At 39.2% G+C, this 13,275-nt stretch carries 15 protein-coding genes, 1 pseudogene and 1 other annotated feature; all 16 genes and pseudogenes read right to left on the bottom strand.

Translation table 11 applies throughout. The features are described 5' to 3' along the window. Positions 1 to 162: 162 nt before the first annotated feature. On the bottom strand, positions 163 to 3,717 hold the full coding sequence (gene rpoB, locus CKV70_RS01325) for a DNA-directed RNA polymerase subunit beta (RefSeq protein ID WP_003723045.1): 3,555 nt from the start codon (positions 3,715 to 3,717) through the stop codon (positions 163 to 165). Between the two features lie 499 nt (positions 3,718 to 4,216). Next, complete coding sequence (locus tag CKV70_RS01320) at positions 4,217 to 5,395, bottom strand: RtcB family protein (protein ID WP_014600427.1); 1,179 nt, start codon at positions 5,393 to 5,395, stop codon at positions 4,217 to 4,219. Between the two features lie 346 nt (positions 5,396 to 5,741). Then, positions 5,742 to 6,347, bottom strand: coding sequence for a class I SAM-dependent methyltransferase (locus CKV70_RS01315; protein WP_014930810.1), 606 nt, complete (start codon positions 6,345 to 6,347; stop codon positions 5,742 to 5,744). Between the two features lie 114 nt (positions 6,348 to 6,461). Continuing rightward, positions 6,462 to 6,599: pseudogene (locus CKV70_RS01310) on the bottom strand (DUF1307 domain-containing protein); the annotation flags it as partial. Positions 6,600 to 6,795: 196 nt separating this feature from the next. Further along, a complete protein-coding gene (gene rplL, locus CKV70_RS01305) occupies positions 6,796 to 7,158 on the bottom strand; it encodes a 50S ribosomal protein L7/L12 (protein ID WP_003723031.1) in 363 nt (120 codons plus the stop codon). A 78-nt stretch (positions 7,159 to 7,236) separates the two neighbouring features. Beyond that, positions 7,237 to 7,737: a 50S ribosomal protein L10 gene (gene rplJ / locus CKV70_RS01300; RefSeq protein WP_003732833.1), complete on the bottom strand. Its 501-nt coding sequence runs from the start codon at positions 7,735 to 7,737 to the stop codon at positions 7,237 to 7,239. 55 nt (positions 7,738 to 7,792) lie between these two features. After that, positions 7,793 to 7,936 (bottom strand) — a sequence feature (ribosomal protein L10 leader region). A 48-nt stretch (positions 7,937 to 7,984) separates the two neighbouring features. Next, a complete protein-coding gene (gene rplA / locus CKV70_RS01295) occupies positions 7,985 to 8,674 on the bottom strand; it encodes a 50S ribosomal protein L1 (protein WP_003726838.1) in 690 nt (229 codons plus the stop codon). Positions 8,675 to 8,713: 39 nt separating this feature from the next. Continuing rightward, entirely contained in the window at positions 8,714 to 9,139 is a 426-nt protein-coding gene (gene rplK, locus CKV70_RS01290) for a 50S ribosomal protein L11 (protein WP_003718336.1), read from the bottom strand. A 126-nt stretch (positions 9,140 to 9,265) separates the two neighbouring features. Then, positions 9,266 to 9,736, bottom strand: a complete 471-nt coding sequence (locus CKV70_RS01285; protein ID WP_003732832.1) for an immunity 63 family protein — start codon at positions 9,734 to 9,736, stop codon at positions 9,266 to 9,268. 54 nt (positions 9,737 to 9,790) lie between these two features. After that, complete coding sequence (gene nusG / locus CKV70_RS01280) at positions 9,791 to 10,324, bottom strand: transcription termination/antitermination protein NusG (protein ID WP_003726896.1); 534 nt, start codon at positions 10,322 to 10,324, stop codon at positions 9,791 to 9,793. Between the two features lie 129 nt (positions 10,325 to 10,453). After that, entirely contained in the window at positions 10,454 to 10,633 is a 180-nt protein-coding gene (gene secE / locus CKV70_RS01275) for a preprotein translocase subunit SecE (RefSeq protein ID WP_003728078.1), read from the bottom strand. A gap of 19 nt (positions 10,634 to 10,652) precedes the next feature. Then, the gene (gene rpmG, locus CKV70_RS01270) at positions 10,653 to 10,802 is read right to left on the bottom strand and encodes a 50S ribosomal protein L33 (protein ID WP_003728079.1); all 150 of its coding nucleotides are present in this window, start codon (positions 10,800 to 10,802) and stop codon (positions 10,653 to 10,655) included. 103 nt (positions 10,803 to 10,905) lie between these two features. Continuing rightward, a complete protein-coding gene (locus tag CKV70_RS01265; protein WP_003732831.1) occupies positions 10,906 to 11,511 on the bottom strand; it encodes an RNA polymerase factor sigma-70 in 606 nt (201 codons plus the stop codon). An 80-nt stretch (positions 11,512 to 11,591) separates the two neighbouring features. Continuing rightward, positions 11,592 to 12,104 carry an NYN domain-containing protein gene (locus CKV70_RS01260; RefSeq protein ID WP_014600424.1) on the bottom strand — a complete coding sequence of 171 codons (513 nt, stop codon included), beginning with the start codon at positions 12,102 to 12,104 and terminating at the stop codon, positions 11,592 to 11,594. 2 nt (positions 12,105 to 12,106) lie between these two features. Continuing rightward, a complete protein-coding gene (gene rlmB / locus CKV70_RS01255) occupies positions 12,107 to 12,862 on the bottom strand; it encodes a 23S rRNA (guanosine(2251)-2'-O)-methyltransferase RlmB (protein ID WP_003724085.1) in 756 nt (251 codons plus the stop codon). Then, entirely contained in the window at positions 12,862 to 13,272 is a 411-nt protein-coding gene (locus tag CKV70_RS01250) for a Mini-ribonuclease 3 (RefSeq protein WP_003732830.1), read from the bottom strand. The genes rlmB and CKV70_RS01250 overlap by 1 nt, the downstream gene beginning before the upstream one ends. Between the last annotated feature and the right edge of the window lie 3 nt (positions 13,273 to 13,275).

The following is a 13,275-nucleotide window of genomic DNA, read 5'->3' as shown; positions in this document are numbered from 1 at the left end:
CCTCCTAAATTAGTTTGGAGCATTCGCTTTTAGGAAGTGCTTAGGATTTCCCGCACACTCCCTCGACTTTCAGGTAAAGTCTTAGCGATCGCTTAATTTTATATTTTGCAAAAAACAAATCATTGTTTCTTATTGTTTTGGAGTCTCAATTATCGAACCGAATTACTCAGTCTTTTCAGCGGCTGCATTTTCCGGTTGTACGATATTGAAGGCATCATTTTGATTAGTAAAGTCGTCATCATCCATGTCACGCATCTCGATTTCTTCTTCGTCTGCGGAAAGCATTTTAACGTCCATTCCAAGACTTTGAAGCTCTTTGATGAGTACTTTGAAGGATTCTGGCACACCAGGTTCTGGAACGCTTTCGCCTTTAACAATCGCTTCGTAAGTTTTCACACGACCAACCACGTCATCGGATTTAATCGTTAGGATTTCTTGAAGAGTATAAGCGGCACCATATGCTTCAAGTGCCCATACTTCCATTTCCCCAAAACGTTGTCCACCAAATTGTGCTTTACCACCAAGAGGTTGTTGCGTTACTAGAGAGTAAGGTCCAGTTGAACGTGCATGAAGTTTATCATCAACCATGTGGGCAAGTTTGATCATGTACATTACACCAACAGAGATACGGTTATCGAATGCTTCACCAGAACGTCCGTCATAAAGAATTGTTTTCGCATCGCGGGCCATTCCGGCTTCTTCCACTGTGCTCCAAACATCTTCTTCATTCGCACCATCAAATACTGGTGTTGCAACGTGAATTCCTAAAGCACGAGCAGCCATACCTAAGTGTAGCTCAAGTACTTGTCCGATATTCATACGAGATGGTACCCCTAGTGGGTTAAGCATGATATCAACAGGTGTTCCGTCTGGCATAAATGGCATATCTTCTTCAGGTAAAATACGGGAGATAACCCCTTTGTTACCGTGACGTCCGGCCATTTTATCGCCTTCATGGATTTTACGTTTTTGTACAATATAAACACGTACTAATTGGTTTACTCCAGGTGGTAGTTCGTCGCCTGCTTCACGTGTAAAGATCTTCACGTCAAGCACGATTCCGCCGCCGCCGTGAGGTACACGTAATGAAGTATCACGAACTTCACGTGCTTTTTCACCAAAGATAGCGTGTAATAAACGTTCTTCTGCAGTTAATTCAGTAACTCCTTTTGGTGTTACTTTACCAACTAGAAGGTCGTTGTCTTTTACTTCAGCACCAACACGGATAATTCCACGTTCGTCAAGATCACGTAAAGCGTCTTCCCCAACATTTGGAATATCACGAGTCATTTCTTCAGGTCCGAGTTTTGTATCACGAGCTTCTGATTCAAATTCTTCAATATGAATCGAAGTATAAACGTCATCTTTTACAAGACGTTCACTCATGATGATCGCATCCTCGTAGTTATAACCATCCCAAGTCATGAACGCAACTAGTACGTTACGACCAAGTGCAAGTTCACCGGAATCCATTGATGGACCGTTACCAAGGATTTCTCCTTTAACAACGCGGTCACCTTCTGCAACGTTTGGACGTTGGTTATAACAAGTACCTTGGTTAGAACGAACAAATTTACGTAAAGTATATTTATCGATTCCGCCAGTTACTTCTTTGCCATCCACTAGAGATACACGACGAACCCAGATTTCGCGAGCTTCAACGTGTTCTACAATACCGTCATGTTTGGCAGTTACAGCAGCACCAGAGTCTTTTGCAGATACGTGTTCCATACCTGTTCCAACAAATGGAGCTTCAGGGTGCATAAGAGGAACTGCTTGACGTTGCATGTTCGCTCCCATTAGCGCACGGTTACTATCATCGTTTTCAAGGAACGGAATACATGCTGTCGCAACAGATACAACCTGTTTAGGAGATACATCCATGTAGTCAATACGTTCTTTTTCTACCGCTAAGTTTTCTGAACGGAAACGAGCCATAACTTCTTCTTCTGTGAAAGTACCTTGTTCGTCTAATTTCGAGTTCGCTTGCGCTACTACGTAATTATCCTCTTCATCCGCAGTTAGATAATCAATTTTATCTGTAACACGGTTTGTTTCAGGATCTACGCGGCGGTAAGGTGTTTCGATAAAGCCGAATTTATTTACTTTTGCGAAAGAAGAAAGGGAGTTAATCAAACCAATGTTTGGTCCCTCTGGCGTTTCAATCGGACACATACGGCCATAGTGAGAGTAATGCACGTCACGTACTTCATAACCAGCACGTTCACGCGTCAAACCACCAGGTCCAAGCGCTGAAAGACGACGTTTATGCGTAAGTTCGCCAAGTGGATTTGTTTGATCCATGAACTGAGATAACTGCGAGCTACCAAAGAATTCTTTGATAGATGCAACTACTGGACGAATATTAATCAATTGTTGTGGTGTAATTGTAGTCATATCTTGAATAGACATACGTTCACGAACCACACGTTCCATACGAGATAAACCGATACGGAATTGGTTTTGTAAAAGTTCACCAACAGAACGAAGACGACGATTACCTAGGTGATCGATGTCATCTGTATCGCCAACACCATGTAGCAAGTTAAAGAAGTAGCTAATGGATGAAATAATATCAGAAGGCGTGATGTGTTTTACGTTTTCTTCGATATACGCGTTACCGATGATGTTGATTTCTTTTTCTTCATCATTTGGTGCGTAAATTTTAATAGATTGAACGAGTACGCTATCTTCCATCACTCCATCAGTTGGACGAAGTGTGCGGAAACCTACACCGTTTTCTAAATTAGGAATAATTTGATCTAAATTACGACGATCCAATATGTCACCTTTAGAAGCGATAATTTCACCAGTTTCTGGATCCACTAAAGTTTCTGCTAATGTTTGGTTGAATAGACGGTTTTTTAGATGTAATTTTTTGTTGATTTTATAACGTCCAACGCTTGCAAGATCGTAGCGTTTTGGATCAAAGAAACGAGAAACTAGTAAGCTTCTAGCGTTATCAACTGTTGGGGGTTCACCCGGACGTAATCTTTCGTAAATTTCTAGAAGTGCTTTTTCAGCATTGTCAGTGTTGTCTTTTTCAAGCGTGTTGCGCAAGTAGTCATTGTCCCCGATTAAATCAATAATTTCTTGATCGGAACCAAAGCCTAGTGCACGAAGTAAAACAGTTACTGGTAATTTACGTGTACGGTCAATACGAACGTGTACAACGTCTTTAGCATCTGTTTCATACTCAAGCCAAGCCCCACGGTTAGGGATGACAGTAGAACCAAAGCCTTTTTTACCATTTTTGTCTAGTTTTCCATTGAAGTAAACACCTGGAGAACGAACTAACTGGGAAACGATAACACGTTCTGCCCCATTAATAATGAACGTACCCATTTCAGTCATTAGTGGGAAATCACCCATAAATACTTCTTGGTCTTTTACTTCGCCGGTTTCTTTGTTGATTAGGCGCAACTTCACGCGCAGTGGAGCCGCATAGTTTGCATCACGGTTCTTAGATTCTTCTACCGAATATTTCGGCTCTCCAAGATCGTAATCAATGAATTCTAAAGATAAATTACCCGCAAAATCCTCAATTGGCGAAATATCGCGGAACATCTCACGTAGCCCTTCATCTAAGAACCATTGGTAAGAAGCTGTTTGAATCTCAATTAAGTTTGGTAATTCAAGTACTTCACTGATTCGCGCAAAACTTCTACGCGTACGATGCCGTCCATATTTTACATCATGTCCTGAATGTCCTGACAAACTATTCACCCCTCAAATTAATTAAAAAATTTATAAGCACACCGACTTCACTTTTAGGCACAAAAACAGTGGAACCCCCCGCACCCGATGTTTAAGTTAAATCGTTCAAAAGCAAGTACTTCCATACTCCTTCATCAGCCTTAAACATCGTTCATCAAAAGTTTCCTGCTACCTCGTGTACATCTGATTCGCATAGTCGCAATCAGATAAAACCTAGTTGGAAATCAAGTGGAACTTCAAAAAGAAAAATTTGCTGCTTTAGACAAAAAGAAAGCGGATTTCATCATATATTTCTGAAAACCACGTCCATGTTTATTTATAGCACCAAAAACCGCGCAAACGCTTCATTTTTCTTCATATTTTGAAATAAAATGCAACGCAAAAAACGGTATAGATTCTTTTGGCATTATACTATAATACAACATCTCTCGACCTATGTCAAATATTTTTCTAGAAAAAGAAGAAGAAGCATGTTATAATATTTGCCGCTTCTTTTTGCTCATGCTTTGAAATTGTATAACGGTTTAATTATTTCTTGAATATCCATCGTATCTTCTACATCAACAAGTAATTGTTTAGCTGATTTATAGGCTTTTGGAGCTTCATCAATTGTTTTTTTAGAAACAGAAGTAGTCCAAACGTCTTTCATCGCTGCCTGATAGCTCTCTAAACTGATTTGCGCTTTTGCTTTAGAGCGACTTAGCATCCTTCCCGCCCCGTGTGGCGCCGAGTAATTCCAATCTGCATTTCCTTTACCCGTTGCAAGAATGCTGCCATCACGCATATTAAGCGGAACGATAATTTGCTCCCCAAGCTGAGCAGATGTCGCACCTTTTCTAAGCATGCGGTTGTCGATATCAATATAATTATGCACACAATCAAACGCCGAAACAACTGCCTTATTCCACTTCATCGCTTTTAAAATAGTTTCTGCCATGATGTAACGATTACGCGCTGCAAATTTTTGTGCAATTTCCATGTCATTTAAATAATGGTTTAAATCAGAGCCCGTCACATAGGATAAGTCATAATCCAATTTCACTTGCTCTCGCTCACCGTTCAAGTTATTAGCCATTTCTAAATTGCCACGTTTTTTCGCAGCAGTTGCATCTAATTTTAATTCTTTACGCAATATGTCTAATCTTTTATAAGCTACCTCTTGGTGATATTCCGCGATTTCTTTACCAAGCACCCGACTTCCACTATGGATTACAAGGTAAATACCGTCAGAGCCTTGATTCACCTCAATAAAATGGTTCCCGCCACCAAGCGTCCCTATACTTCTAGCTACCCAGCCGCGATGAATTGGCGCAACTACACCTTCCAAATCAAATTCATCTACAGGCTTATCGTGTGTTTTGCTTCCGGATGGCACTCGTTCGCGAATAACTTTATCTAGCTTATCAAAATCCATTTTTAACTTGCCAGGTTTTAGTTTCACTACATACAGTCCGCAACCGATGTCCACTCCAACCAAATTTGGTACAATTTTATCTTGAATTGTCATTGTCGTTCCAATCACACAGCCTTTACCACCGTGCGTGTCGGGCATGATGCGAATTTTACTATCCTTCGCAAACGGTTGATTACACAACGTAATAATTTCCCCGATGGTATTGTCGTCCACATTATCTGTAAAAACTTTCGCTTCGTTATATTTTCCTTTTAATGTTAGCATTTCTATTCCTCATTTTCTGTTTAATAGAGAAATGAAAGTCTCCACTTCTCTTCCTAGCTGTTAAAATTCTCCAGTTCCCCTATTGTCATTCGACTCACTTCTTTCAAGTTTATTTTTAAGTATTAAAAAAGTCCCTCAATCAAGAAAGATTGAAGGACCTAACTTTTAACGGACGCTACCTTGAAAAGACACCGGTTGTCTATGCAGGAACGTTAAAGAAATACCTATTATCTTCTGTCTTGATTGGTTGTTTTTTTCTAGCATATCTTTCATTCTAAGCATATCCCTCAGTCCTTTCTTAGTAAAATGTATTTCTATATTAGCATGTTTCCACACTTGATACAACTTAATTTTTAACACTTTTGAAAATAAAATAGCCCTTATCTTTTGCGACTGTTTCAACGTTGCCGAAAACTTCTTCCATTTTCTTTTCAGCAGATGGACCGCCTTGTTTCTTTTGAATAACAATCCAAAGTTCTCCGGTTTCTTGCAAGTGATTGTAAGCACCTTCTAAAATCGCATGAACAATTCTTTTCCCTGCACGAATTGGCGGATTACTAATAATCGCTTGGTAGTCGTTCGCAGTTACGTTATCATAAACCGAACTTTCATAGATATGCGTATTCGTAATTTTATTGATTTCCGCATTTTCTTTCGCGAGTTCTAGCGCACGCAAATTAACATCCACCATTTCAATTTGGCTATCAGGGAACGCTTTCGCTACCGTTAACCCCATCGGACCATAGCCACAACCAACATCCAAAATTTTCCCTGTTTTCGTTTCTAATTCAAAAGACTCAATCAATAATTTTGAGCCAAAATCGACTGTGTTTTTGGAAAACACGCCATTGTCACTTGTAAAACTCATATTAAAACCTTTTAACATCACTTGCCATGTTTTTCGGTTGTGTTTAATTGTTTCGTCGTTTGTGTAGTAATGATTGTTAGTCAAGAACCGCACCTTCCTTTCGTATCTCTAGCTATTTTAGCATAAAATCCCCTTCTAAAGTAGCGCTAACGAAAGAAAAACAGGCGCTTTGATTATTAAGCGCCCGTTTCTATGTTATTAAGATTCTTTCTTCTTGAACCCTTGAGCTTCGAATTGTTTTACAGTTTCTTTTAGACTAACATTTTTAGGATCTGTAGTTCCACCAAGTAAGGAAGCAACTGAATCCTTATCTGCTTTATATAAATCAACAGACATTACTTCTAATTCAGATTTTGATATAGATTTAATTGCCATATATAAACCCCCAGAAAACTAATCCATCTCTTTATACTAGCATGTAATACCAATAAAAAAAAGCCTTCTAAAGGATTGATTCCTCATTCGAAAGCACTCAATTACTAAAAATAAATAAAGCCCTTAGATAACAAGTATCTAAGGGCTTTAAAATAAATTATTTAACTTCTACGTTAGCGCCAACTTCTTCAAGTTTAGCTTTGATTTCTTCAGCTTCGTCTTTAGCAATGCCTTCTTTAAGAGCTTTAGGAGCGTTGTCAACTAATTCTTTAGCTTCTTTTAAGCCAAGACCAGTGATTTCACGAACCACTTTAATTACTTTGATTTTAGAATCTCCAGCAGAAGCTAGTTCTACAGTGAATTCAGTTTGCTCAGCAGCAGCGCCACCAGCAGCAGCTACAGCTACAGGAGCAGCAGCAGTTACGCCAAATTCTTCTTCGATTGCTTTTACTAAATCGTTAAGTTCTAATACAGATGCTTCTTTTACGGAAGCAATGATTTCTTCAATGTTTAAAGCCATTTTGAAATTCCTCCAATAATATAATTTTTTCGGATTTAACCGAGATTTGTTTGTAGGGTTTCCCCTGGGTAGAACAGATTATGCTTCTTGTCCTTCTTTTTGGTCAGCAACAGCTTTAGTAGCGATAGCAAGACCGCGAACTGGAGCTTGAAGTACGTTGCAAAGCATAGATAGCAATCCTTCGCGTGATGGAAGTGTTGCAAGTGCTTTAATTTCTTCAAGAGAAGCAACTTTACCTTCAATAACACCGGCTTTGATTTCTAGTGCTTCGTGATCTTTAGCGAAATCGTTAAGAATTTTCGCAGGCGCAACTACGTCTTCATTACTGAATGCGATTGCGTTAGGACCAGTTAGAGCTCCTTCTAAACCTTCGTAACCGTTAGCTTCAACAGCACGGCGAGTTAGTGAGTTTTTGTAAACTTTAAACTCAATACCAGCATCACGCAATTGTTTACGTAAGTCAGTGATTTCGCCAACGTTTAAGCCGCGGTAATCAACAATTACTGTAGACGCACTAGCTGATAATTTTGTTTTAATTTCTTCTACTGCACTTTGTTTAGCTTCAAGAACTTTACTCATTTTTCCACCTCCGTCCAACAATTAAATCTAATTAAACAGACACAAGTTCCGTTTGATCAGCAACAAAAAACCTCTGACACCGTAGACGTCAGAGGTTTTTGTAAAATGCACGCGGACGCACACTTCAAAAGAAATCCCTCGGGTGGCAAATTTAAGCGATAAACGCACCAACTGTCTACGGTAAGGATATTTGATTGTTTCAACTAGCCTATCTTATCAAAAGACAAGGGGCTGGTCAAGTTAAATTTTATAAGCTTGCTGGGTCGACTTTGATTCCAGGTCCGAAAGTAGTTGTTACGGAAAGATTTTTCACGTAAGTACCTTTCGCAGCAGCAGGTTTTGCTTTTTGTAGAACGTCATTCACAGTACGGAAGTTTTCTACTAGTTTAGCAGCATCAAAAGATACTTTACCGATTGCAGCGTGGACGTTACCAGCTTTATCAACACGGTATTCTACTTTACCAGCTTTAATTTCGTTAACTGCTTTAGTTACGTCCATAGTTACTGTACCAGTTTTAGGGTTTGGCATTAAACCTTTTGGTCCAAGGACACGGCCTAATTTACCAACTTCACCCATCATGTCAGGTGTAGCAACGATAACGTCAAATTCAAACCAACCTTGGTTGATTTTTTCAACGAATTCAGATTCACCAACGTAATCAGCTCCAGCAGCCTCAGCTTCTTTAGCTTTTTCACCTTTTGCGAATACTAATACGCGTTGAGTTTTACCAGTACCGTTTGGTAATACAACAGCACCGCGGATTTGTTGGTCCGCTTTTTTAGGGTCAACGCCAAGACGGAATGCTACTTCAACAGTTGCATCGAATTTAGCGAAGTCAATTTTTTTAGCAAGTTCAACTGCTTCTTCTGCAGTGTAAACTTTGTTTGCATCAATTTGTTTTAAAGCATCTTGATACTTTTTGCCTTTCTTAGCCATTTCTTTTCCTCCTTAATTGTCAAATTGTGAAACACACGATTAGTCTTGGATAGTGATACCCATAGAACGTGCAGTACCTTCAACCATTAGCATTGCAGATTCAACATTTGCAGCGTTAAGGTCTGGCATTTTTGTTTCAGCAATTTCCTGTACTTGAGCGCGAGTTACAGATGCAACTTTTGTTTTGTTTGGTTCACCGGATCCTTTTTCCACTTTAGCTGCTTTTTTAAGTAATACAGCTGCTGGTGGAGTTTTAGTGATGAACGTAAACGAACGGTCTTCAAATACAGTGATCACAACAGGAATAATAAGACCAGCTTGATCGGCTGTGCGAGCATTAAACTCTTTACAGAATCCCATGATGTTTACGCCAGCTTGACCTAATGCAGGTCCAACTGGAGGTGCAGGATTTGCTTTACCTGCTGGAATTTGAAGTTTAACTTCTTTAATCACTTTTTTTGCCACGAGACATACCTCCTTAAGTCCGTGATGTGGTTGACTGGGGCTGATATTTCCCCTCCCACGTTAAAACATACGTCAAAAACGTACTTATATATGATACCATTTTAAATGTATAGTTGCAAGATTTTTTTATAAATTTACTTTGAACTGCATAGCTTCTTTATCGAAATATACATTTTTATTTTTTCGCCATAAGTTCAAATAGTTCGAGTAGCCAATTGCTGCCTTATCTATCCACGCCGGATTCACCATTTTTAGTAGTTGCAATGTTTTTTCAAAAGCAATTTTTCTGGTATCTGTTTCTAGGATATTATCATCGCGTTCGATATCTTCTTTGCGGTGACGCAGTTCAAACTCCATTCCCATATACCAACAAATATGCAAGAAAACCTCATATTTAAATTCGTCAAAGTCTGTTGTTTTAAATTCACTGTTACGTTTCCCGCGTTCATAACCATATAGCATGTAACCATCTTGTTCACTATAATCCATACAAAGCTCGCCGAAACCTGGACCATCACCTAAGAACAATGGGAAATCGAGTTCAAAAAAATCGGCTTCTCGTTTAAATTCCAGATAAATCTGCTTTGCTTTGTCCATTTTGTCGCCTCCCTAACAAAACAACCTCCACAAATAATGTAGAGGTTGCACATTTTAAAGTTTTTCGATTTGGTTGAAATCCACTTCGACTGGCGTTTCACGTCCAAACATGTTAACCATGACTTTTGCTTTACCTTTGTCGTTGTCCATTTCGTCCACTTTACCGGAGAAGTCAGCGAATGGTCCTTCTTTGACCATAACTGTTTCACCAATTTCAAAGTCAGCTTCTGCACGTTTTTCAACCATGCCCATGCTTTTAAGAATACGATCTGCTTCTTCTGGAAGTAATGGTGTTGGCTTTGATCCAGAACCTGCTGAACCAACGAAGCCTGTAACACCTGGAGTATTACGAACTACATACCAAGAGTCATCTGTCATAACGATTTCTACTAGTACATAACCAGGGAAAACTTTACGTTTAATTGTTTTTGTTTTACCATTTTTCACTTCTGTTTCTTCTTCTTCCGGTACGATCACGCGAAAGATTTTATCTGACATGCCCATTGATTCTACACGTTTTTCTAAGTTTGCTTTGACTTTATTTTCATAACCGGAGTAAGTATGAACTACATACCAATTTTTTTCCATTGTTTAGTTGGCAGCAATCCTATTTTGCCGCCATCCTCCTTTTAGTATAATCCAAAATAAAAAACCCGAAAGTTGTACGGGTTTTGTCTCAAGTAATAGTATATCATTATCTTTGTAAAATTCCTAGCACTACACGATAAGTTTAATAATTTGTTCGATACCGAAATCAATTAACATAAAGAATAAAGCAAATAAAACTACTGTAATAACTACTGTTACTGTGTAGGTTAAAAGTTCTTTTCTAGTTGGCCACGTAACTTTGTGCATTTCGGATGAAACATTCCGAAAGAATTTTGCTATTGCAGACATACCAAAACCTCCATATCGTCTATTTTGTTTCTCGATGTAATGTATGTTTATTGCAGTGTCGGCAGAATTTCTTCACTTCTAAGCGAGTTTCTTTCTGCGTCCCGCTAACATTGACTGTATAGTTTCTTGAACCACACTCAGAACAAGCGAGGGATGTTTTCTTCTTCATAAATTATCTCAACTCCGCAATCATTAAATATGCCATGCCAAAAAATAGGCACATTTCATCCATATAAATATAACATTTGGCTCTTAGCTAGTCAATTGTTTTTTCATTCTAGCTGTTTCATCATTTTCTTTTTGACGCGTTGTAGGGCATTATCGATTGCTTTCTCTTTTTTGTTGAAGAAAAGTGCCATTTCTTGATAGCTCTTACCTTCTAAATACTGTTTTAATACTTCTTTTTCAAATTCGCTTGTGACTTGTTCTAGTTGACGTGCTACATGCGTTAAATCTTCGTTTTTGATTAAAAAGTCTTCTGGAGTTTCGGCTGCTTTTTCGGAAATCACATCTAATAAAGTCCAGTCCACATCATCCTCAGCCATTGGTGTATCGAGTGAAACAGAATTATTAAGCGGAATATTCTTCTGTCTAGACGCCCGCTTCACCGCCGAAAGTAGCTGCCTGTTAATACACATTTCTGCAAAAGATCGAAAAGAAGCTTCTTTGGTTTTGTCATAATCACGAATCGCTTTGAAAAGACCAATCATCGCTTCTTGGATTAAATCGTCCCGCTCCGCACCTTGCAGAAAATATTGGGTTGATTTCCAGTAAATAACAGACTGATACTTACTGAAAAAATATTCTAACGCTTCTGTATCACCACTTCTCGCTAGTTCGAGCATCGCAAGTTCTTCTTGATTCACTGAATTATCCACTAGGCTAATCGGCTCCTTTACGACAGGATTTCTTCTATGGTTGCTCCATTATACATAGTCATAAACATACCGTCAATCCCTTACTCCTCGCCTCTTCTCCACTTTTCAAGCTGCGAAATAACATCAGAATCTAGATTAAGGTTGGATTTTGGCATTTCTTCCTGAATTCGCTTGATTTTCTTACCGATTTGTTTGCTCATTTCTTGAATTTCAAAAAGTAGTTCTCGGGATGAAATTCGTAGTGCACCTTGTCCAAAAATAGCCCACTGTTCTGTATAGTCAGATGTCGCTACCATAATTTGCGTCCGCACGTTTTTCCATTCAATCGCTTTTTGTTCGATGTACTCATCTGCCGTTTCATCCTCATGCGTAAAAACTACTTCTACCTGATACTTCTTACTTTTACGCTTCACGCCCCGGACAAACTGTGCATCAAAAACGACCACCACCCGATATCCTGTATAACTTTGATATTCCGCCATCCACTCTACAAGTTTATCTCTTGCCGCTTCCAAATCACGATCTTTCAAGAAACTAAGTTCTGGCCAAGCCCCAATCACATTATACCCGTCAACAAGCAGAATTTGTTCCATCTTTATTTCTCCAGAGGGAAACGTTTCCGATAAACTTCATAAAGTAACAAACTAGCTGCAACTGACGCATTAAGGGAAGTAACTTTCCCACGCATTGGTAAATGAACGAGGAAATCACATTTTTCACGTACTAAGCGGCTCATGCCAAATCCTTCGCTACCAATAACAATAGCAAGCGGCATATCCACATCCATCGTCCGGTAATCGCTACTACCTTTCGCATCTGTCCCAAAAATCCAAAGCCCGCGTTTTTGTAGTTCTTCCATTGTCCGCACCATATTCGTTACGCGAACCACCGGAACATACTCCATCGCCCCAGTACTTGCTTTGGCTACAGTTTGCGTCAAACCTACAGAGCGACGTTTCGGAATAATAATCCCATGTGCTCCAACAGAATCCGCTGTACGCATAATTGATCCTAAGTTGTGTGGATCTTCTAATTCATCCAAAATAATGAAAAATGGCATTTCATCTTTCGCTTCAGCAGCAGCGAATAAATCGTCTAACTCCGCATATTGATAAGCCGCCACTTGAGCTGCAACACCTTGATGAGCACCGCTTACTACTTTTTCAATCTTTTGTTTAGGTACAAATTGAACCTGAATTTTCCGTTCTTTCGCTAATGTTAACACTTGTTTTAAAACACCTTTTTGCGAACCTTCTTGCACGTATATTTTATGGATATCTCTATCAGAACGTAATACTTCAAGAACAGGATTTCTCCCGCCAATCCACTCTTGCTCATTTTCTTGTTCCATTAGTTGGTTTCCACTCCTTTTTCTACAATTTCAAGCGCCTTTTCCATCCATTCTTGTAAACGATCCACATCACCAGCTAAGTAAAGATAACCTAAAACTGCTTCAAAAGAAGTGGACATACTATAAGTTCCAGGGTCAGTATTTTTGGGCACTGTATACGACTTGGCATTACGCCCACGCTTGGCAATTCTATCTTCTTCTTCCGTCAAAAAGCCTTCCGCAATCATAGCTTTCAGCGCCACAGCTTGCCCTTTTGCAGAAACAAATTTTGTCGCCGTTTTGTGCAATTGATTCGGTTTTGTCTTTCCAGCAGCAAGTAAATATTCACGGATAAATTTTTCATACACCGCGTCACCCATGTAAGCAAGTGCGAGACCATTCAGTTGTTTATATTCTTTCACTTCTGCCATGAT

Origin of the sequence: Listeria monocytogenes (assembly GCF_900187225.1) — a bacterium.
GTDB classification, from domain to species: domain Bacteria; phylum Bacillota; class Bacilli; order Lactobacillales; family Listeriaceae; genus Listeria; species Listeria monocytogenes.
The sequence above is the reverse complement of the archived record's forward strand: the minus strand, read 5'-3'. Positions and strand labels throughout refer to the sequence as shown.